This is a genomic window from Streptomyces natalensis ATCC 27448, assembly GCF_000935125.1.
In the GTDB taxonomy this organism is placed as follows: Bacteria; Actinomycetota; Actinomycetes; order Streptomycetales; family Streptomycetaceae; genus Streptomyces; species Streptomyces natalensis.
Genome location: NZ_JRKI01000017.1, coordinates 231,106 through 251,345, shown reverse-complemented (window position 1 = coordinate 251,345; position 20,240 = coordinate 231,106). Strand labels below are relative to the sequence as shown.

Annotated in this window: 16 protein-coding genes; 12 read left to right on the top strand and 4 right to left on the bottom strand. The window is 73.8% G+C overall.

Annotation, left to right across the window (positions count from 1 at the left end; genetic code table 11):
- Positions 1–68: 68 nt before the first annotated feature.
- The 6 genes from SNA_RS12280 (at position 69) to SNA_RS12255 (ending at position 6,408) form a co-directional block, all read left to right on the top strand.
- Positions 69–404 carry a hypothetical protein gene (locus SNA_RS12280; RefSeq protein ID WP_044364828.1) on the top strand — a complete coding sequence of 112 codons (336 nt, stop codon included), beginning with the start codon at positions 69–71 and terminating at the stop codon, positions 402–404.
- 4 nt (positions 405–408) lie between these two features.
- A complete protein-coding gene (locus SNA_RS12275; RefSeq protein ID WP_044364823.1) occupies positions 409–1,224 on the top strand; it encodes a TlyA family RNA methyltransferase in 816 nt (271 codons plus the stop codon).
- Positions 1,221–2,162, top strand: coding sequence for an NAD kinase (locus SNA_RS12270; protein WP_078969862.1), 942 nt, complete (start codon positions 1,221–1,223; stop codon positions 2,160–2,162). Before SNA_RS12275 ends, SNA_RS12270 begins: the two co-directional genes overlap by 4 nt.
- A gap of 92 nt (positions 2,163–2,254) precedes the next feature.
- Complete coding sequence (gene recN, locus SNA_RS12265; RefSeq protein ID WP_044364820.1) at positions 2,255–4,015, top strand: DNA repair protein RecN; 1,761 nt, start codon at positions 2,255–2,257, stop codon at positions 4,013–4,015.
- Between the two features lie 104 nt (positions 4,016–4,119).
- Positions 4,120–4,911, top strand: a complete 792-nt coding sequence (locus SNA_RS12260) for a hypothetical protein (RefSeq protein WP_044364818.1) — start codon at positions 4,120–4,122, stop codon at positions 4,909–4,911.
- 336 nt (positions 4,912–5,247) lie between these two features.
- Positions 5,248–6,408: a glycosyltransferase family 4 protein gene (locus SNA_RS12255; protein ID WP_044364815.1), complete on the top strand. Its 1,161-nt coding sequence runs from the start codon at positions 5,248–5,250 to the stop codon at positions 6,406–6,408.
- On the opposite strand, the gene SNA_RS12250 is transcribed toward SNA_RS12255, so the two are convergent.
- Positions 6,409–6,834 carry a tautomerase family protein gene (locus SNA_RS12250; RefSeq protein ID WP_030072855.1) on the bottom strand — a complete coding sequence of 142 codons (426 nt, stop codon included), beginning with the start codon at positions 6,832–6,834 and terminating at the stop codon, positions 6,409–6,411.
- A gap of 162 nt (positions 6,835–6,996) precedes the next feature.
- Here SNA_RS12250 and SNA_RS12245 point away from each other — a divergent pair, with 162 nt between their 5' ends.
- Positions 6,997–7,653, top strand: a complete 657-nt coding sequence (locus tag SNA_RS12245; RefSeq protein WP_037794277.1) for a LysE family translocator — start codon at positions 6,997–6,999, stop codon at positions 7,651–7,653.
- A gap of 41 nt (positions 7,654–7,694) precedes the next feature.
- Here the strand turns inward: SNA_RS12245 and SNA_RS12240 are convergent, their stop codons facing one another.
- Entirely contained in the window at positions 7,695–9,338 is a 1,644-nt protein-coding gene (locus tag SNA_RS12240) for a PucR family transcriptional regulator (protein ID WP_044364791.1), read from the bottom strand.
- A 26-nt stretch (positions 9,339–9,364) separates the two neighbouring features.
- The gene (locus SNA_RS12235; RefSeq protein WP_044364788.1) at positions 9,365–10,429 is read right to left on the bottom strand and encodes a LacI family DNA-binding transcriptional regulator; all 1,065 of its coding nucleotides are present in this window, start codon (positions 10,427–10,429) and stop codon (positions 9,365–9,367) included.
- A gap of 151 nt (positions 10,430–10,580) precedes the next feature.
- On the opposite strand from SNA_RS12235, the gene SNA_RS12230 reads away from it, so the two are divergent.
- Both SNA_RS12230 and SNA_RS12225 read left to right on the top strand, forming a co-directional pair.
- The gene (locus tag SNA_RS12230; RefSeq protein WP_030072843.1) at positions 10,581–11,591 is read left to right on the top strand and encodes a glycoside hydrolase family 16 protein; all 1,011 of its coding nucleotides are present in this window, start codon (positions 10,581–10,583) and stop codon (positions 11,589–11,591) included.
- Positions 11,588–12,757: a beta-1,3-glucanase family protein gene (locus SNA_RS12225; RefSeq protein WP_030072840.1), complete on the top strand. Its 1,170-nt coding sequence runs from the start codon at positions 11,588–11,590 to the stop codon at positions 12,755–12,757. The genes SNA_RS12230 and SNA_RS12225 overlap by 4 nt, the downstream gene beginning before the upstream one ends.
- 423 nt (positions 12,758–13,180) lie before the next feature.
- On the opposite strand, the gene SNA_RS12220 is transcribed toward SNA_RS12225, so the two are convergent.
- The gene (locus SNA_RS12220) at positions 13,181–14,992 is read right to left on the bottom strand and encodes a glycoside hydrolase family 15 protein (protein ID WP_044364785.1); all 1,812 of its coding nucleotides are present in this window, start codon (positions 14,990–14,992) and stop codon (positions 13,181–13,183) included.
- A gap of 395 nt (positions 14,993–15,387) precedes the next feature.
- On the opposite strand from SNA_RS12220, the gene SNA_RS12215 reads away from it, so the two are divergent.
- From SNA_RS12215 to SNA_RS12205, 3 genes are all read left to right on the top strand, one after another.
- Positions 15,388–17,061, top strand: a complete 1,674-nt coding sequence (locus SNA_RS12215) for a CTP synthase (protein ID WP_030067838.1) — start codon at positions 15,388–15,390, stop codon at positions 17,059–17,061.
- Between the two features lie 105 nt (positions 17,062–17,166).
- Positions 17,167–17,793, top strand: coding sequence for an NUDIX domain-containing protein (locus SNA_RS12210; RefSeq protein WP_030067839.1), 627 nt, complete (start codon positions 17,167–17,169; stop codon positions 17,791–17,793).
- Between the two features lie 169 nt (positions 17,794–17,962).
- Positions 17,963–20,101, top strand: a complete 2,139-nt coding sequence (locus SNA_RS12205; protein ID WP_044364780.1) for a tetratricopeptide repeat protein — start codon at positions 17,963–17,965, stop codon at positions 20,099–20,101.
- The last annotated feature ends 139 nt before the right edge of the window (positions 20,102–20,240 follow it).

Genomic DNA, 20,240 nt, shown 5'->3' with positions numbered 1-20,240 from the left:
CGACGATACGCCAGCTCGCGGGCGGCTCGTTCGCTGTGGGCGCGGGCGGCCGCGGTAGCGTCTTGGGTATGGAAGAGCCGATGTCCGGACCCGAGCCGGCAGCAGTGGAGGGGGATGCGACGGGGGAGCCCGCGGGGCCGGGGGAGGCCGCCGGGCCCGACGCGTCCGCCGAGCCCGCCGGACCGCGGCCGCTCGGCGTCGGCACCACCCCGACCGGGCAGGCGGCCGTCGACGCCCCGCTGCGGCGTCTTGCCGATGCCGACCACCTGCCGGTCAGCGGCCATCTCCCGGTGTACGAGGATGTACACCGTGGGCTGCGCGAGGCGCTGGCCGCCCTCGACCAGCGCCCCGGGCCGCCCGCTCCTTCCTCACCTTCCCCGACGCCGTACGACAACAGGAGCTGAACCGGTGGCAGGAGTGGCACGACGCCGACTCGACGCGGAGCTGGTGCGCCGCAAGCTGGCCCGCTCGCGCGAGCACGCGAGCCAGCTGATCGCCGCGGGACGGGTGACCGTCGGCGGGACCACCGCGACCAAGCCCGCCACCCAGGTCGAGACCAGCGCGGCCGTGGTCGTCCGCGAGAACGACGGCGACCCCGACTACGTCTCGCGCGGCGGTCACAAGCTGGCGGGCGCCTTCGCGGCTTTTGTCCCGCAGGGACTGCGGATCAAGGGCCGCCGGGCTCTCGACGCCGGCGCCTCCACCGGCGGCTTCACCGACGTCCTGCTGCGCGCCGGGGCCGGCCATGTGGTCGCCGTCGATGTCGGCTACGGACAGCTCGCCTGGTCCCTCCAGAGCGACGACCGGGTCACCGTCAAGGACCGCACCAACGTCCGTGAGCTGACGCTCGACCAGATCGACTCGCACCCCGTCGACCTCGTCGTCGGCGACCTCTCCTTCATTCCGCTCGGCCTGGTGCTGCCCGCGCTCGTCTCCTGCACCGCCCCCGACGCCGATCTCGTCCTGATGGTCAAGCCGCAGTTCGAGGTGGGCAAGGAACGGCTGGGCAGCGGCGGGGTGGTGCGCAGCGCCGAGCTGCGGGCCGGGGCGGTGCGCGGCGTCGCGGCGCGCGCCGCCGAGCTGGGGCTCGGCGTATGTGGCGTGACCGCGAGCCCGCTGCCGGGCCCCTCCGGTAATGTCGAGTACTTTCTGTGGCTGCGCGCCGGGGCGCCTGCACTCGACCCGGCCGACGTCGACCGTGCAGTGGCGGAGGGGCCTCGTTGACCACAACCCAGGCAGTTGAAGGCAGCGCACGACACGAAGACGACGCCGCGAAGCGGACCGTCTTCCTGCTCGCGCACACCGGCCGCCCCGCGGCCGTCCGCAGCGCCGAACTCGTCGTCCAGGGGCTGCTGCGCAACGGCATCGGGGTGCGGGTGCTGGCCGAGGAGGCGGCGGATCTGCCGCTGCCGGCGGCGGTCCAGCGCGTCGAGTCCGAGCAGTGCGCCGCCGAGGGCTGCGAACTGCTGGTGGTCCTCGGCGGCGACGGGACGCTGCTGCGCGGTGCGGACTTCGCCCGGACGTCCGGGGTGCCGATGCTCGGCGTCAATCTCGGCCGGGTCGGCTTCCTGGCGGAGGCGGAACGCGACGACCTCGACAAGGTGGTCGACCGGGTCGTCTCCCGTGCGTACGAGGTCGAGGAGCGGATGACCCTCGATGTCCTCGTCCGCAACAACGGCACCGTGGTGCACACCGATTGGGCCCTGAACGAGGCGTCCGTGGAGAAGGCCGCGCGGGAGCGGATGCTGGAGGTCGTCACCGAGGTCGACGGCCGGCCCGTCTCCCGCTTCGGCGGCGACGGCGTGGTCTGCGCGACCCCGACCGGCTCGACCGCGTACGCCTTCTCGGCGGGCGGCCCGGTGGTCTGGCCCGAGGTCGAGGCGCTGCTGATGGTGCCGATCAGCGCGCACGCCCTCTTCGCCAAGCCGCTGGTCACCTCCCCGCGGTCGGTGCTGGCGGTCGAGGTCCAGCCCAAGACCCCGCACGGCGTGCTGTGGTGCGACGGCCGCCGCACCGTCGAACTTCCCGCGGGCGCCCGCGTGGAAGTCCGCCGCGGCGCCGTGCCCGTCCGCCTGGCGCGGCTGCACCATGCCTCCTTCACGGACCGGCTGGTGGCCAAGTTCGCCCTGCCGGTGGCCGGGTGGCGGGGGGCGCCGCACTAGCGCCGCTCCAGCGTCGCACCCGCCCGCACCCGGTCCGTCACCCGGTGTGACGAAAAAGGGGAGGCCGTCGCGGGGCGGCCCCCGGACCTCGTATGGTCGTATCCGTGTTGGAGGAGATGCGGATCCGGTCCCTGGGCGTCATTGACGACGCCGTTGTCGAGCTGTCCCCGGGCTTCACGGCGGTGACCGGCGAGACGGGCGCGGGTAAGACCATGGTCGTCACCAGCCTCGGCCTGCTGCTCGGCGGGCGCGCGGATCCCGCCCTGGTGCGGATCGGCGCCAGATCGGCCGTGGTGGAGGGCAGGGTCACCGTCGCCCCCACGGCTCCGGCGGCCCTGCGGGCCGAGGAGGCCGGCGCGGAGCTGGACGACGGGGCGCTGCTGATCAGCCGCACCGTCTCCGCCGAGGGCCGCTCGCGCGCCCATCTGGGCGGCCGGTCCGTACCGGTCGGCCTGCTGGGCGAGTTGGCGGACGATCTGGTCGCCGTGCACGGCCAGACCGATCAGCAGGGCCTGCTGCGCCCGGCCCGGCAGCGCCAGGCACTGGACCGTTACGCCGGGGACGCCGTCGCCGTCCCGCTCGCCAAGTACGCCGCCGCCCACAAGCGGCTGCGCGCGGTCGCCGCCGAGCTGGAGGAGCTGACGACCCGGGCCCGCGAGCGCTCCCAGGAGGCCGATCTGCTGCGCTTCGGCCTGGACGAGATCGCCGCCGCCGAACCGCAGCCCGGCGAGGACACCGAGCTCGCCGCCGAGGCCGAGCGGCTGGGTCACGCCGAGGCGCTGGCCTCCGCCGCCTCCGCCGCACACGCCGCGCTGGCCGGAAACCCCGAGGACCCCGAGGGCGTCGACGGCACCACCCTGGTCGCCGGGGCCCACCGGGCGCTCGACGCCGTTCGCAGCCATGACCCCGAGCTGTCCGCGCTGGCCGGCCGGCTCGCCGAGATCGGCATCCTGATGGCGGATGTCGCGGGCGAGCTGGCCAGTTACGCGGACGGGCTGGACGCCGACCCGCTGCGGCTGGCCGCCGTGGAGGAGCGGCGGGCCGCCCTCAACCACCTCACCCGCAAGTACGGCGAGGACATCGCGGGCGTCCTGGCCTGGGCCGAGGAGAGCGCCGAGCGCCTTGCCGAGCTGGACGGCGACGACGACCGGATCGGCGAGCTGACCGCCGAGCGCGATGCGCTCCGCAGTGAACTGGGCGGACTGGCACAGGAGTTGACCGACGCCCGGACCGTATCGTCGAAGCGCTTCGCCGACGCGGTGACCGCCGAGCTCGGCGAACTGGCCATGCCGCACGCCCGGGTCGGCGTGCAGATCCGGCAGACGGAACTGCCCGCCACGGCCGACGCCGCGGACGGTATCGAGGTCGGCGGCCGCACGGTGGCCTACGGGCCGCACGGCGCCGACGAGGTCGAACTCCTCCTGGCCCCGCACCCGGGCGCCCCGCCCCGCCCGATCGCCAAGGGCGCCTCCGGCGGTGAGCTCTCCCGGGTGATGCTCGCCGTCGAGGTGGTCTTCGCCGGCTCCGACCCCGTACCGACCTATCTCTTCGACGAGGTCGACGCGGGCGTCGGCGGCAAGGCGGCCGTCGAGGTCGGCCGGCGGCTGGCCCGGCTCGCCCGGTCCGCGCAGGTCGTGGTGGTCACCCACCTCCCGCAGGTCGCGGCGTTCGCGGACCGGCAGCTCCTGGTGGAGAAGACCAACGACGGCTCGGTCACCAGGAGCGGGGTCACCGTCCTGGAGGGCGAGGAGCGGGTGCGCGAACTCTCCCGGATGCTGGCCGGCCAGGAGGACTCCGAGACGGCCCGGGCGCACGCCGAGGAACTGCTGGAGACGGCGCGCACGGGCCGTTAGGCACGCCTCGTGCACCGGGACCGCAGCCGGGCGCGGCCCGGATGGGCGCCGGCTCTAGGCTGGCCGGACCGGGGACCGGCACGGTGCCGGGCGAGGGGAGTGCCATGGTGGCGGCGACGGGCGGCGCGGTGCTGAAACGGATCTCGGCGGTGCTCACGGCGGCGGGGGCGACCCGGGCCGCCTACGGGGCGCTGCGGCGGCGGCCACCGGGCGGGGCCGCCCGGTGGGACCGCACGAACTACGCGGGGCGCTCGGTCCAGCTCCATGCCGGGCTCGCGACGGCCGCGGGTACCGCGCTCACCGCCGCCACCGCACCGGGACTGTCCGCCCGCACCCGGGGCGCCGCCGCCCTGGCGGTGCTGGCCGCCGGGGGCTGCGGGGCGTACGACGACCTCCTCGGCGCCGGCGACCCCCGGCGCGGATTCCGGGCGCACCTCTCGGCGCTGCGCCGGAAGGAGGTCACCAGCGGGGCGGTGAAGCTGTTCGGCATCGGCGCCGCCGGGCTCGCCGCGGGCGCGCTGCTCAAGCCGCGCCCGGCGGACAAACTGCTCGCCGGTGTGGTGATCGCGGGCTCCGCCCACCTGGTGAACCTCCTGGACGTCCGGCCGGGCCGAGCCACCGGCGCCGTCCTGGCCCTCGGCGCGCCGGGGCTGCTGCGCGGCGGCGCGGCCGGGGTCCTGTCCGGTGCGGCCCTGGGGGCCGCGGGCGCGGTCCTGGGCGACGATCTGGCGGAGCGCACCATGCTCGGGGACGCCGGGGCGCATGCGCTCGGTGCGGCCCTGGGGCTCGCCATCGTCGCCGGGAACGGGCGTACGGGGCTGGCCGCGCACGCCGCGGGGCTGGTGGCCGCCGCGGCGGCCGGGGACCGCGTCAGCCGGGCGGCGGCCACGATCTGAGACGCGGGGGCGCCCGTGCCCGCCCCGGGCGGCGAGTTCCGGCCAGCTCTCCGGCCCCGTTGGCAGCCCCGGGAAGCCCCCGATTTATCGCCCATGTGGGTGATCCCGCGGTGCCCGGGGCCGTGGGATCCCACCGCCGGGGCGTCCGGAGCGTGCCGAACCGGTGCCGCGGGGCTGGCATCCTGGGCGCGGTGCGCGGCACCGGGCGCGCTCGCCCTGCCCGCCCGGTCGGGGGACGTCGTGCGGGCGACCGGCAGCGTGCCGCAGCGCCTTGTAGTACTCGGACCGCACCACCGGTACGGTCCCTACCGTCCCCGACCCAGGAGCCCCGACCTCGTGACCAGCACCCGCACGCCGCCGCACGGCCAGTCGCCGCTGCGCACGGTCCAGGTGCTCGGCCACGGCAGCGCCGGCAGCGCCGCACACGTCCGCTCGCTGACCGCCGGCCTGGTGGCGCGCGGCGTACGGGTCACCGTCTGCGCCACCGCGGACGCCGAGCGGACCTATGACTTCACCGGCGCGGGCGCACGGTTCCGGCAGGTCGGCCCGCGTATGGAACCGGCCGGGGTGGCCCTGCTGCGCAGCGCCTGCTGGGACGCCGACCTGGTGCATGCGCACGGACTGCGGGCCGGGATGCGGGCAGCGATGGCGCTGCGCGGGCTGCGCGGCCCCCGGGGCGCGCACGTTCCGCTGGTCATCACCTGGCACACCAAGGCGCACTCCGAGGGCGCGCGGGCCCGGCTCGTGCATCTGATGGAACGGCGGGTGGCCCGGGCGGCCTCCGTCGTCCTGGGGGCCTGCTCGGCCCTGGTGGACCGGGCGCGCGAGCGGGGTGCGCGGGACGCCCGGCTGGCGCCGGTCGCGATCCCCTGCCCCCGCCCCTCCCACGCCCCGTCCGAGCCGGAGGATCATGACCGGATGCGGCGCAAGGAACGGGCCGATCTGGGCGCGGTGGACCGGCCGTTGCTGCTCGCGGTCGGCCGCCTCGAACCGCACCAGAGCCACGACCTGCTGCTCGATGCCGCGCACGCCTGGTGTGCGCTCGATCCGCAGCCGCTGCTCGCCATCGCGGGCGAGGGGGAGCAGCACGCCGCGCTCCAGCGGCGGATCGACGCCGAGCAGCTGCCGGTCCTGCTGCTGGGCCGCCGCGACGACGTCCCCGAACTCCTCGCCGCCGCCGACCTGGTGCTGCTGCCCAGCCGCTGGGAGGCGCGCTCCCTGATCGCCCAGGAGGCGCTGCGGGCCGGCGTCCCCCTGGTGGCCACCGACACCGGCGGCACCCGCGAACTGGTCGGCCAGGCCGCCGAACTCGTCCGCTACGGGGACGCCGCCGCCCTGGCCCGTCGCGTCCTGGCCCTCCTCGCCGACCCGGCCCGCCGGGATGCGCTGGCCGCGGCGGGCCGCCTCCAGGCGGCCGGCTGGCCGACCGAGGACGATACGGTCGCCCAGGTCCTGAGCGTGTACGACGAGTTGACCGCACCCTTGCAGTCCGCGTGATCAGGGGCCGTCGGCCGCCGCGGGCAGGCGGGCGGCCTCGGGGTGCAGCACGTACTGCGCCAGCCCGTCGCCGAGCGACCAGTCGGCCGCCGCGTTCTCGGTCACGGTCACGAACACATTGCGCGGCGCGGTTCCCGCGTACGCCTGGGCGAGTTCGGCGATCCGCCGGTACAGCGCCTGCTTCTGCCCGGGTGTGCGGCCGGCCCGCATGGTGATCGCGATGTACACGATGCCGTCGTCGCGGTCCGGCCCGAAGTAGGTGCCGTAGCGCAGCGTGCTCGCGGTGCCGTCGTGACCGACGAGGACCTGGAAGCGGTCGTCGGGCGGAATGCCGAGGGTCTCCTCGAGGGCGTCGTGCACGGCGCGGCCGAGCGCGTCGAGGCGCTCCCGGCCGGCACCCATGGCATCGATACGGACGAAGGGCATGGCGGTCTCCTCTGTTCGTACACGTACACGTACACGTTTCGTGCACGCACACGTTGGCCCGTACATACTAGTAGGTACAGACGATGTCACCGGCGAGTCCGCGCCCAGTGCCACCCGCTAGGCTCGCCCGAACCGGAGGCCCGCTGACGAGGGGAGAGCGCCGTGACGGTGGCGATATGGGGGTTTGCGCTGTTCGCGCTGCTGATGACGATGACGCCGGGGCCGGACACCCTGCTGGTGCTGCGCAACTGCGTACGGGGCGGCCGCCGTTCGGGCGCCGCCACCGCCCTCGGCGCCGCACTCGGGTCGCTCGCCTGGGCGGCCGCCGCGGCGGTCGGGCTCGCGGCGGCGCTCCAGCGCTGGGACACGGCGTTCACGGTCGTCCGGCTGGCGGGCGCGGCCTATCTGGTGGTGCTGGGCGGGCAGGCGCTGTGGGCCCACCGGCGGTCCGCCGCGGCGCCGGGAACGGGCGCCGAACCGGCGGCGGAAGAGGCCGCGGACCGCGCGCCCCTGGGGCCCGTCCGCGCCTTCCGGCAGGGGCTGTTGAGCTGTCTGCTCAACCCGAAGGTCGGCATCTTCTTCGTGGCCGTGGTGCCGCAGTTCCTGCCCGAGGGGCATTCGGTCCTGGGGGGCACGCTGCTGCTGGGGGCCCTCGATGCGGTCATCGCGGCGGTCTGGTTGCTGCTGGTCGTGGTCTGCGCGGGCCGCCTCCTGGAGCGGCTGCGGCGCCCCCGGGTCCACCGCACGCTGGAGCGGACGACGGGCGGCGTGCTGGTCGCCCTCGGCATCGGCACCGCGGCCGAAACCGTCGCGGGATAGGGCGCACAGGGGCGGGCCCACGCCGACCCACCGGACGGGCCCTACGGCCGGTCCGTGTGCCGCCGCGCCCGCAGGGCCAGGCGCAGGCCGAGCACCGTCTGAGGGTCCTCCAGATCGGTGCCCAGGAGCTGGGCGATACGGGCGAGACGGTCGTAGAGGGTCTGGCGGTTGACGTTGAGATCGCGGGCGGTCTCGGCCTTGCGGCCTGCGCTGGCCAGATAGGCCTCCAGGGTGGGCAGCAGGGGCTGGCGGGCGCCGCGGTCGTGGGCCAGGAGGGGGCCGATGGCGCGGTCGACGAAGTCGGTCAGGACGTCCTGCTCACCTTGTTCGCGCATGCGCCACAGCAGCAGTTCGATATCGAGCCGGCGGGCGTCGTACCACGGCTGGTCGGGCAGGCCCTGGGCCGCGTCCGCCGCCTGTGCCGCATGCCGCAGCCCGGGGCCGGCGGCCGCCCAGTCGCCCGCGGCGCCGACGACGACCACCGGGCGCTGTGCGGCCGGACGGTCCAGCCCCGCGCGGACGATGCCGGCGCGCAGCGCCTCGGCGATCCGGTCGGCGAGCGCCGCACGGTCCTGGCCCGCGCGCAGCGCCACCAGGATCGGAACCCGGCCTTCCACCGGCCGTACGCCCAGCAGCACGGGCACCCCGGGGGCGGCGAGTTCCTCGCGCAGAGCCTGGGCGAGGACGGCCCAGCTGCCGGGGGTGGGCAGACCGGCGGGCAGCCGCATGACGACCGGCAGGACGGGTTCCGCGCCGGGGCGGAAGCCGAGCAGCCGGGCCTGGGCCGGGGCCTCGGCCGCGGAGATCCGGCCCTCGGCCAGATCGGCCAGGAAGTCGCCGCGCCCGCGGGCGGCCAGCACCTCCTCCTGACGGGACTGGAGCATGACGACGGCCAGGAGGTCGGCGGCGCGTTCGGCGGCGATCCGGTGGACGGGCGCCAGCGGCGCATTGACGGGGAGCAGGACCAGCCGGGCGCGGACGGCGTCGGGGCCGTGGCCTCCCCCGGGGATGTCGATCCGTACACCGGTGTCGCGCAGGCCCTCCCAGGCCAGCAGGGGATCCGCTTCGGCGGGCGCGTCCTCGTCGCCGCTCTCGGGGCCGGCCGCGTAGAGCGGGCTGCCGTCGGGGGCCTCCAGGCAGAGGGGATTGCCGGTGAAGACGGCGAGCAGCCGCAGCACCTCGGGGGCGCCCCCGCCGCGCAGCAGCACGTCCCGGCAGCGGCGCAGGATCTCGTCGGCCCGGCGCAGCAGCGCGTAGTGGCTGTTGACGATCTCGGTGTGGATGGCCTCGGTGACCGTGACGTAGGGGACCTCGCGGTGCAGCTGGATCAGCGGCAGACCGCACTCCCGGGCGCTGTCGATCATCGCCGAGGGCAGCGAGTCGAATCGCGAGCCGAGCTCCACGACGAGAGCGGCGATCTCGCGGTCGGCGAGCTTACGGATGAAGGCGCGCTGGTCCGACGGCCGGGCGCCCAGCCCCAGGCCGGTGGTCAGCAGCAGCTCACCGCCCTTGAGCAGCGAGGCGATATGCGGCACCTCGCCCGCATGGACCCAGCGCACCGGCCGGTCCAGCCGGTCCTGCCCGGCCAGGACCTCCGGCAGCCCACGCCGCAGCGCGGGCAGCTCCAGTGCCCTGCGTACCGTGATCTCGGCGTCGACGTGCGCTTCCTGTGCTTGCGGCCCCATGGCGACGAACGGTACGCGATGACTTCCTACGAGGACTCCCGTACCACCAGCCGCGCCGCCGTGATCACCGGCGCGAGCTCCTCGCCCGCCTCCGGTCCGGCCCCCAGCCGCCGCAGCAGGAGCCGGGCCATCAGGCGGCCCATCTCCTCGACGTCCTGCCGCACGGTGGTCAGCGGCGGATCCGCCCAGGCCGCGGGTTCGAGGTCGTCGTAGCCCACCACCGCCACATCGCCCGGCACCCGGCGCCCCTGGGCCCGCAGGGTGCGCAACGCGCCGCTCGCCATCAGATCGGAACAGACGAAGACGGCGTCCAGGTCGGGGGCGGCGGCCAGGAGCCGGGCCATCGCCCGCTCGCCGCCCTCCGCGGTGAATCCGCCGTCGGCGATCAGACGGGGGTCGGGATCGGCGACGCCCAGGGCGTCGCGGTAGCCGTCGAGACGGTCGAGCGCGGAGGTCTGGTCGAGCGGGCCGGTGATCACGGCGATCCGGCGGCGGCCGCGGTCGAGGAGATGGCGTACGGCCTGACGGGCGCCGTCGCGGTTGTCGGTGTCGACGAACAGCGGCCGCGGTGCGCGGTCGGCGCCCGGCCAGTCGGGGCGGCCGCCGTAGACGGTGGGCAGCTGGCACCGCTCGGCCATGGCGGGCAGCGGATCGCCGTCGTGCAGTGAGAACATCAGTGCGCCGTCGACATGTCCGGCCGCCAGATAGCGGCCGATGCGGGCGTGGTCGTCGCGGTGCTGGACGAACAGCAGCAGGAGCTGGGTGTCGGCGGCGGACAGTTCGCGGCTGATACCGCGCAGCTGGCGGCCGAAGAACGGATCGGAGAAGACCCGGGTCTCCGGCTCGCCGATGACCACCGCGACCGCGCCGGTGCGGCGGGTGACCAGCGAGCGGGCCGCGCTGTTGGGCACATACCCCAGCTCGTCCACCGCCCGGCGGACCCGCTCGCGGACCGCGTCCCGCACGCCCGTACCGCCGTTGACCACCCGCGAGACCGTCGCCCGCGAGACGCCGGCGCGCGCCGCGACCGCCTCCAGGGTGGGCCGCCGGTCGTGCGGGCGGCGGGGCCTGCTGGGTTCAGAAGTTGTCATCGGGCACCGTCCAACTCCTTTTTTGACGCGATGTCTTGACGGCATGTCGCCGAGTCGGCAGGGTTCCCCCTGGTACGGGTGAGAGCGCTCTCATCATCCGTATCCCCCTGGACTCCTCACTACCCCCCACTGCACCGAGGAGGAGAATGTCATGAGCATGAAGATCAGGGAACGGAAGGCCATACCCGTGCGAAAGAGAGCGGTGCTCTTGGTCGCGGGCACCGCCCTCGTCGCCGCCTACGCCGTCGCCCTCCCCACGGCCTCCGCAGGGCAGGCGACCACCACGGCGAGCGCCGCCCCCACCCCCTTCAAAGAGGTGTGGCGTACCGACTTCGACGGCGCCGCAGGATCGCGGCCCTCCGCCGACGACTGGATCACCGACACCGGTACCGGCTACCCGGGCGGCCCCGCCAACTGGGGCACCGGCGAGCGCGAGACGTACACCGACCGCCCCGAGAACCTCCAGCTCGACGGCGCCGGCCACCTCCGGATCAGCGCCCTGAAGGACGGCGCCACCTGGACCTCCGGCCGGATCGAGTCCCGCCGCACCGACTTCGCCGCCCCGGCCGGCGGCAAGCTGCGCATCGAGGCGAGCATCCGGATGCCGGACCTCTCCGGGGACGCCGCCCTCGGCTACTGGCCGGCCTTCTGGACGCTCGGCGACGCCTACCGGGGCAACTACCGGAACTGGCCGGGCATCGGCGAATTCGACGTGATGGAGAACGTCAACGGCATCGACAAGGTCTGGGGCACGCTGCACTGCGGCGTCAGCCCGGGCGGGCCGTGCAACGAGACCCAGGGCAAGGGATCCTCCCGCGCCTGCCCCGGCACCGCCTGCCAGGCCGGATTCCACACCTACGCGCTCGAACTCGACCGCACCGACAGCGCCGCGGAATCGCTGAACTGGTACGTGGACGGACAGCGGTACCACACCGTCAAGTCCTCGGAGACGGACGCCGACACCTGGGCCAGGGCGACCCACCACGGCCACTTCCTCCTGCTCAACCTCGCGATGGGCGGCGGATTCCCGGACGGCGTCGCCGGTAGGGCCACGCCCACGGACGCCACCCGGCCGGGCGGCTCGCTGCTCGTCGACCATGTCGCCGTATCCGTCGCGCCGCCCGCCCGGAACCGTGCCGCCCGCCAAGGAGCCGCCTCGTGATCACCCGCCGCACCCTTCTCGGCGGGCTCGCCGCCGGCGCCGCCGCTGCCTCGGGCCTCACCCTCGCCGGCCGCGCCCTCGGCTCCCCCGCCACGGCCGGCCGGGCCGCCGCGAGCCTGCCTCTCCACATCGTCAACTCCTCTGGCCGGTACGCCAATTCCTCCGTATGGATCTACATCGTCGGCAACGACGGCACCCAGCAGGTGCACGTCACCCCCGACGGCGAACTCCGCCCCGTCGCCCTGGCCGACAACGGTTCCGACGGCTTCACCGACTACGCCATCCCGCTCGCCGCGAGCGGCACCACCACCCTCCGGCTGCCGCAGATGTCCGGCCGGATCTACACCGCGCTCGGCGACAAGCTCAAGCTCAAGGCCGTGGCGGACGGCAGCGGCAAGGCGGCGCTCGCCTATCCCGCGGGCTGGGTCGCCTCCGACCCCAACTACGACGTGCTGCACGACTGCGCCGAATTCACGTACGCCGCGGGCGGGATGTACTGCAACACCACCATGGTCGACATGTTCAGCGTCCCGCTCGCGCTCCGGCTCAGCGGCGCCAAGGACCAGACCACCGGCACGCTCCGCGACGGCGCCCGCGCGAAGGTGTTCGCCGACGTCAAGGGCGCCGAGGGCTTCGACCGGCTGGTCATCGGCGACAAGCGGGTGATCGCCCCGGGACACGGCCTGGACAGCGGACTGTTCGCCAAGGACTACCTCGCCCCGGCCATCGACGAGGCGTGGTCCGCGTACGCGTCCAAGGACCTGACCGTCACCACGAACGCGGGGAAGTTCACCGGACGGGTCAACGGAGGCAAACTCGCCTTCACCGGGCCCGGCACGGTGGCGTTCGACAAACCCTCCACCCGCGACGTCCTCTTCTGCGACGGCACCCTCGCCGCCCCCAACGACGGAACCCTCGGCCCCGTCGCCGCCATCCTGGGCGCCGCCCTCAACCGCTCCACGCTCACCACGCACGCGGCCCAGCCGACCACCGACCCGGCCGCCTTCTACCAGGAGCGGCTCACCAACCACTACGCCAAGGCCATGCACGCGGCGACGAAGGACGGCAAGGCGTATGGCTTCGCCTTTGACGACGTTGCTGGTTTCGCCTCGTACGTCGAGGACGGGGCGCCGAGGGAGCTCACCCTCACGGTTACGCCGTTCTGACTTGGCCCCACGTTGTCGGCTTTCCCGCCGCGGGGGTTTGTCGCCGTAGCGCCTGCGGCGGGCGTGGGTTGTACGGGTGCGGTGCCACGCCTCCGGACTCCGTCCTGCGGCGCGGCCCCTCCCGTGGGTGGGGGGTAAGAGGCCGGTAGGGGCGGGCGCCGCATGTCCAGTTCCGTATGACGCGATCGACAAGCGGCACCCGACCGCCAACGGATCCCCCACTGTTTTTCTCCCACCCCAACGGGGAGGGGCCGGGCCGCAGGACGAAGTTCGGAGGCTCGGTCCCGCTGCCGAACAGCCCCGCGCAAGTGGCAACGCCCGCCGCAGGCGAAACGGTGGGAAAGCCCGAACGTCGGCTCAGGCAAAGCGCAGCGAACGGGCAACGGCGAGAAGAACCGCGGCGCCGCAGACAAAAACGTGGGGCTAACCCCCGTAGGCCCCGCTGGCCGTAAGCCGCAGTGCCGTGTCGATCAAGGGAACATGGCTGAACGCCTGCGGGAAGTTGCCGACCTGGCGCTTGAGCCGCGGGTCCCACTCCTCGGCGAGCAGGCCCAGGTCGTTGCGGAGGGAGAGCAGCTTCTCGAAGAGCCTGCGGGCCTCTTCCACCCGGCCGATCATCGCCAGATCGTCGGCGAGCCAGAACGAGCAGGCCAGGAAGGCGCCCTCCTCGCCTTCCAGGCCGTCGACGCCGAGGTCGTCCTCACCGGAGGTGGGGTAGCGCAGGATGAAGCCGTCCCCGGTGGACAGCTCGCGCTGAATGGCCTCGATGGTGCCGATGACGCGTTTGTCGTCGGGCGGGAGGAAGCCCATCTGGGGGATCAGGAGCAGCGAGGCGTCCAGTTCCTGGGAGCCGTAGGACTGGGTGAAGGTGTTGCGCTCCTTGTCGTAGCCCTTCTCGCAGACGTCGCGGTGGATGGTCTCGCGCAGGTCCTTCCAGCGTTCGAGGGGCCCGTCGACATCGCCGGACTCGATCAGCTTGACGGTGCGGTCGACGGCCACCCAGGTCATGACCTTGGAGTGGACGAAGTGCCGGCGCGGACCGCGGACCTCCCAGATGCCCTCGTCCGGCTCGTCCCAGTGCTTCTCCACCCACTGGATCAGCTTGATCTGGAGCAGCGAGGCGTAGTCGTTGCGGGCCAGCCCGGTCATGTGCGCCAGGTGCAGGGCCTCGGTGACCTCGCCGTAGACATCCAGCTGGAGCTGTCCGGCGGCGCCGTTGCCGACCCGAACGGGCTGTGAATTCTCGTACCCGGGAAGCCAGTTGAGGTCGTTCTCGCCGAGCTCCCGCTCGCCGGCGATGCCGTACATGATCTGGAGGTTCTCCGGATCGCCGGCCACCGCGCGCAGCAGCCATTCGCGCCAGGCGCGGGCCTCCTCGCGATAGCCGGTGCGCAGGAGGGAGGAGAGGGTGATCGCGGCGTCGCGGAGCCAGGTGAAGCGGTAGTCCCAGTTGCGGACGCCGCCGATGCACTCGGGCAGCGACGTGGTGGGCGCGGCGACGATGCCGCCTGTCGGGGCGTAGGTGAGGGCCTTGAGGGTGATCAGCGAGCGGACCACGGCATCGCGGTAGGGGCCGTGGTAGGTGCAGTGCTCGACCCACTCGCGCCAGAACTCCTCGGTCGCCGTCAGGGACGCCTCCGGCTCGGCCACGGCCGGCGGCTGCTTGTGCGAGGGCTCCCAGCTGATCGTGAAGGCGATCCGCTCGCCCGGCGAGACGGTGAAGTCGGAGAAGGTGGTCAGGTCCTTGCCGTAGGTCTCGACCTCGGTGTCCAGCCATACGGAGTCGGGGCCGGCGACGGCGACGGTGCGGCCGTCGCGCTTGTGGACCCAGGGCACCACCCAGCCGTACGCGAACCGCATCCGCAGCTCCGAGCGCATCGGGACCCGGCCGCTGACGCCCTCCACGATGCGGATCACCTGCGGGGCGCCGTCCCGCGGCGGCATGAAGTCGATCACCCGGACCGTGCCGCGCGGGGTGTCCCATTCGGATTCCAGCACCAGGGAGTCCCCCCGGTAGCGGCGGCGGTCGGCGGGGCGGGGGCCGTCGCCGGGGCCGTAGGCCGGGCCCATCCGCCAGAAGCCGTGCTCCTCGGTGCCCAGCAGGCCCGCGAAGACCGCCGGGGAGTCGAAACGGGGCAGACACAGCCAGTCGACGGTGCCGTCCCGGCATACCAGGGCGGCCGTCTGCATGTCTCCGATGAGTGCGTAGTCCTCGATGCGCCCGGCCACGTGCATCTCCCGTCGAACTGGAGTGACGCCCCCCATGGGACGTGTGTGCTGTCCGTCCTGCCCATGAAACGTCGCCGAGCAGCGGGACCGGAAATCGGGCGGGGGTGGTGCCTTCCCGGGCGGCTCGTTGGCGAGTGTCCGAGCAGGATACGACGCAGATGAGCGATCCGCGCGACGCTCGCAAGGAGTGGGGTGGGCCGATCGGGTGGCCTGCGTCACGTGGCTGTCACATGGAATCGGCCATGCGTGGCCGGGCGCGACCATGCCCGGTCGCTGATAGCCTGGTACCCCGTGGACCGGTGGGCACGAGAACCCCCGAACCGCAGCGACGGCACCCCCGAAACCGGGCCGGTTGCCCTCGCACCTCTCCACCTCGCGACCACGGGAGCCCCCTCTTGGCCATGCCGCCCTCTGCTTCTCGAAAGAATGCAGCCACGACGACCAAGCACCTCTTCGTCACCGGGGGCGTCGCCTCCTCGCTCGGCAAGGGGCTCACCGCTTCCAGCCTGGGTGCGCTCCTCAAGGCGCGCGGCCTGCGGGTCACGATGCAGAAGCTCGACCCGTACCTGAACGTCGACCCCGGAACGATGAACCCGTTCCAGCACGGTGAGGTCTTCGTCACCAACGACGGCGCCGAGACCGACCTGGACATCGGCCACTACGAGCGCTTCCTGGACGTCGACCTCGACGGCAGCGCGAACGTCACCACCGGCCAGGTCTACAACACCGTGATCGCCAAGGAGCGCCGCGGCGAGTACCTCGGCGACACCGTGCAGGTCATCCCGCACATCACCAACGAGATCAAGCACCGCATCCGGCGGATGGCGACCGAGGACGTCGACGTCGTCATCACCGAGGTCGGCGGCACGGTCGGCGACATCGAGTCGCTGCCGTTCCTGGAGACCGTCCGCCAGGTCCGCCACGAGGTCGGCCGCGACAACGTCTTCGTCGTGCACATCTCGCTGCTCCCCTACATCGGCCCGTCCGGCGAGCTGAAGACCAAGCCGACCCAGCACTCGGTCGCGGCGCTGCGCAACATCGGTATCCAGCCCGATGCGATCGTGCTGCGCGCAGACCGCGAGGTGCCCACCGCGATCAAGCGCAAGATCTCGCTGATGTGCGACGTCGACGAGGCCGCCGTGGTCGCCGCCATCGACGCCCCGTCGATCTACGACATCCCCAAGGTCCTGCACGCCGAGGGCCTGGACGCCTATGTCGTGCGCAAGCTGGACCTGCCGTTCCGCGACGTGGACTGGACGCAGTGGGCGGATCTGCTCGACCGCGTCCACAACCCCGACCACGAGGTCAAGGTCGCGCTCGTCGGCAAGTACATCGACCTGCCCGACGCCTACCTCTCGGTGACCGAGGCGCTGCGCGCCGGCGGATTCGCGAACAAGACCCGCGTGAAGCTGAAGTGGGTCACCTCCGACGACTGCAAGACGCCCGCGGGCGCCGCCGAGCAGCTCTCCGACTGCGATGCGGTCTGCATCCCCGGCGGCTTCGGCGACCGCGGTGTCGACGGCAAGGTCGGCGCCATCACCTACGCCCGCGAGAACAAGCTGCCGCTGCTGGGCCTGTGCCTGGGCCTCCAGTGCGTGGTCATCGAGGCGGCCCGCAACCTCGCCGGGATCGAGGGCGCGAACTCCACCGAGTTCGACCCGGGCGCCGCCGACCCGGTCATCTCCACGATGGCCGAGCAGCTGGACATCGTCGCCGGTGAGGGCGACATGGGCGGCACGATGCGGCTGGGCATGTACCCGGCCAAGCTCGCCGAGGGCTCCATCGTCCGCGAGGTCTACGGCGGCAAGGAGTACATCGAGGAGCGCCACCGCCACCGCTACGAGGTCAACAACGCCTACCGCGGCGAGCTGGAGAAGAAGGCCGGGCTCCAGTTCTCCGGCACCTCCCCGGACAACAAGCTCGTCGAGTACGTCGAGTACCCGCGCGAGGTGCACCCCTACCTGGTCGCCACCCAGGCGCACCCGGAGCTGCGCTCCCGCCCGACCCGCCCGCACCCGCTCTTCGCCGGGCTGGTCAAGGCCGCCGTCGCCCGCAAGACGGGTGTCGCGAAGTAGCGGACACCGCTACGGATACGGTTGCCGGGGTGGGGCCTCACGAGGCCGCGCCCCGGCTTTCCGCGTCGGTCGATGCTCAGGCACATACAGGGAGGACGTCGCGCCATGGCGATCAAGGACACCCCGGAGGAGTGGACGGTCACCGCGACCACGACGCCGTTCACCGGGAACAAGACCAGCGTGCGCACCGACGAGGTCGTCATGCCCGACGGCAGCCGCGTCACGCGCGACTACCAGGTCCACCCGGGCTCGGTGGCGGTGCTCGCCCTCGACGACGAGGGCCGGGTGCTGGTGCTGCGCCAGTACCGCCACCCCGTACGCCACAGGCTGTGGGAGATCCCGGCCGGGCTGCTCGACGTCCCCGGGGAGAACCCGCTGCACGCCGCGCAGCGTGAGCTGTACGAGGAGGCGCACGTCAAGGCCGAGGACTGGCGGGTGCTGACCGATGTCTACACCACACCGGGCGGCTGCGACGAGGCCGTACGGATCTTCCTGGCCCGGGATCTGTCCGAGGCGGAGGGGGAGCGGTTCGAGGTCTCCGAGGAGGAGGCCGACATGGAGCTGGCGCGGGTGCCGCTGGCGGAGCTGGTGCGCGGGGTGCTCGCCGGTGAGCTGCACAACAACTGCCTGGTGGTGGGGGTGCTGTCGCTGACCGCGGCCCAGGCCGGCGAGGGGGTGGACGCGCTGCGTCCGGCCGAGGCTCCCTGGCCCGCCCGTCCGTTCGCGTCCTGACCGGCCGCGGACCGGTCCCTTACCCACCGGTCTGATGATCTGCTGTTCCGATCGAGTGACCAACCGCCCCGCTGAGCGCGGCCGGTGACGGATCGTGAACTACGCTCGGCACCGTTCCCGCCGCCGAATGCGGCGGGCTCGTACGCGCAGCTGGACAGGAGCGTGGCCGGTGACGGATCAGGCGGTGGGCGGCGGGCAGCTCCCGCCGGAGGCGAGGGACCGGCCGGCCGGGGGCGCCACGGCCGCGCCGTCCCGGCGGGCATCGGGGCCCCGCCGGGACGGCGCCGTCACCGTCCCCGCGCCCTCCACCCCGCCCCCTGCCGCCCGGATCGCCGGCCGCCGCCGCGAGCTCAAGGCGCTGCGCGCCGACATCGAACGCACCGGCCTGGACACCCTCACCGGCCGCCGGGGCGCCCGCAGCCGCGTCCTGCTGATCGCCGGCCGCCCCGGCTCCGGCCGTACCGCGCTGGCCGAGGCCCTGCTGCGCGAGCTCGCCGCCGACTACCCCGACGGGGTGCTGCGCACCACCCTCACCGGCCGGGACGGCGAACCGGCCGCCACCGAGGTCATCGCCCGCGAGCTGCTCGATGCGCTCGGCACCACCGCCCCGCCCGGCGCCCCCCTGGACGAGCTGAGCGAACTGCTGCGCGGCGCCCTCGCCGGCCGCCGTGCGCTGCTCTTCCTGGACGACGCCCCGGGCGCCGAACAGGTCGAGCCGCTGCTCCCGGACGCCCCGGACTGCCTGGTCGTGGTCGTCTCCCAGGGGCCGCTGACCGGCATCCCCGATGTCCGGCCGTGCACCCTGGGCGGCCTGGACACCGCGGCCGCCGTCGAACTGCTCGCCAGTTACGCCGGGCCCACCCGGATCACCGTCGATCCGCGCACCGCCGAGGCCATCGCCGAGGAGTGCGCCGGGCAGCCCGCCGCGCTGGTACTGGCCGGCGGCTGGCTCGCCGCCCGGCCCAAGTCCTCGCTGGCCGATCTGCACCAGGCGCTGGCCGCCGTACCGCCCCCCGACGGCCAGTCCACCGCCGCCCGGCCGCTGAACCGCGCCTTCCGCATCGTCTACGACGCGCTGCCGCAGACCGCGGCCCGGATACTGCGACTGACCGTCATGGCCCCCGGCGGCCTGCTGGACGCGCACACGGTCTCCGCGCTGGCCGGATGCACGCTCGCCACGGCCGGGACGGCGCTGCACGACTTCACCGAAAAGGGGCTGCTGCGCCCGGTGGCGGGCCAGGAGGAGGCGACGGCCGCACCCGACGGCGCCACCGGGCACCCCGCCTACCGGCTGCCCGGCTGCCTGGCCCCGCTGGTGCGCACCCTGCTGGAGGACACCGAACGGGCCGCCGACATCCAGCTGGCCCGCGCCCGGATGCTCCAGCGGACCGTACGGCTGCTGGTGTCGTGCCGGGCGATGACCGAGCCGCCCGGTTCGCCCGCGCGCCAGAAGGTCGCCGCCCTGCCGCGTTCGCTGCGCTTCTCCTCCCGGGCCGCCGCCGCCACCTGGCTGCGCGGCCGCCGCGACGTGCTGCTGGACGCCGCCCGGATCGCCGTCGCCGACGGTGAACTGGACACGCTGGACCGGCGGTTGATGGCCGCGCTGACCCGTACGCTGCTCGCGCACCAGGGCCCCGAGGCGGCCGCGCCCGACCTCTACACCCTGCACGGGCTCCTCCTGGAGGTCGCCACGCGCCGCCGGCTGCCGCGCGAACAGGCCGCGGCCCTGCTCAACCTCGCGGACCTGGACGCCCGCACCGGCCGCACCGAAGCGGCCCTCACCCGCTACCGCGGCGCCCTGGAGGCGGCCCGCGCGGCGGGCGACGAACCGGCCACCGGGCGCGCGCTGGAGTCGCTGGGCGGCACCTATGCGGCGCTGGACGACTGGCAGCGGGCCGCGGACTGGTACGGACGGGCGCTGGAGCTGCGGCTGGCCCGCGGGGAGCGGGCGGACGCGGCCCGCCTGCACGGCCGGATCGGCTCCGCCTGCGCCCGGACCGGCCGGTGGGAGGAGGCGCTCAAGGCGTGGCGGGCGGCCGCGCGGACCTACCGCAGAGCCGGCGATACGGCCGGCCAGGCGCGGGCGCTGGGTGAGCTGGCCCACGTCCTGGAGTGTGCGGGAGCGCACGAGGAGGCGCTACGGACCGCACAGGAGGCCCTGGAATCCGTCCGCGTGGCGGACGACCCCCGCCTGGAGGCGGCACTGCGACTGCGGATTGCGGACGCCCTCGAACGCCTCGGCGACCCAGCAGCCGCACGGCTCCACCGTGACCTGGGGGAGCAGCTCCTCGAAGATCACCCCGACTGACCTACGAAATCGGTAGTACCTCCGGCGAGAATTATGGCTTTACAAGGCTAGACAAGAAGAGCTCCTTCAATAGACTGGGTGGGCCGCGTACGGCGCGGTCAGTTCCGTCATGCATCGCATGAGGGGATAATTCCTCTGC

What these genes read in the sequence shown, in the direction of transcription:
- SNA_RS12280 (WP_044364828.1), top strand. Translation starts at nt 69, where the DNA reads ATGGAAGAGCCGATGTCCGGACCCGAGCCGGCAGCAGTGGAGGGGGAT.
- recN (WP_044364820.1), top strand. Translation starts at nt 2,255, where the DNA reads ATGGTCGTATCCGTGTTGGAGGAGATGCGGATCCGGTCCCTGGGCGTC.
- SNA_RS12260 (WP_044364818.1), top strand. Translation starts at nt 4,120, where the DNA reads ATGGTGGCGGCGACGGGCGGCGCGGTGCTGAAACGGATCTCGGCGGTG.
- SNA_RS12250 (WP_030072855.1), bottom strand. Translation starts at nt 6,834, where the DNA reads ATGCCCTTCGTCCGTATCGATGCCATGGGTGCCGGCCGGGAGCGCCTC.
- SNA_RS12240 (WP_044364791.1), bottom strand. Translation starts at nt 9,338, where the DNA reads ATGGGGCCGCAAGCACAGGAAGCGCACGTCGACGCCGAGATCACGGTA.
- SNA_RS12235 (WP_044364788.1), bottom strand. Translation starts at nt 10,429, where the DNA reads ATGACAACTTCTGAACCCAGCAGGCCCCGCCGCCCGCACGACCGGCGG.
- SNA_RS12230 (WP_030072843.1), top strand. Translation starts at nt 10,581, where the DNA reads ATGAGCATGAAGATCAGGGAACGGAAGGCCATACCCGTGCGAAAGAGA.
- SNA_RS12220 (WP_044364785.1), bottom strand. Translation starts at nt 14,992, where the DNA reads ATGCACGTGGCCGGGCGCATCGAGGACTACGCACTCATCGGAGACATG.
- SNA_RS12215 (WP_030067838.1), top strand. Translation starts at nt 15,388, where the DNA reads ATGCCGCCCTCTGCTTCTCGAAAGAATGCAGCCACGACGACCAAGCAC.
- SNA_RS12210 (WP_030067839.1), top strand. Translation starts at nt 17,167, where the DNA reads ATGGCGATCAAGGACACCCCGGAGGAGTGGACGGTCACCGCGACCACG.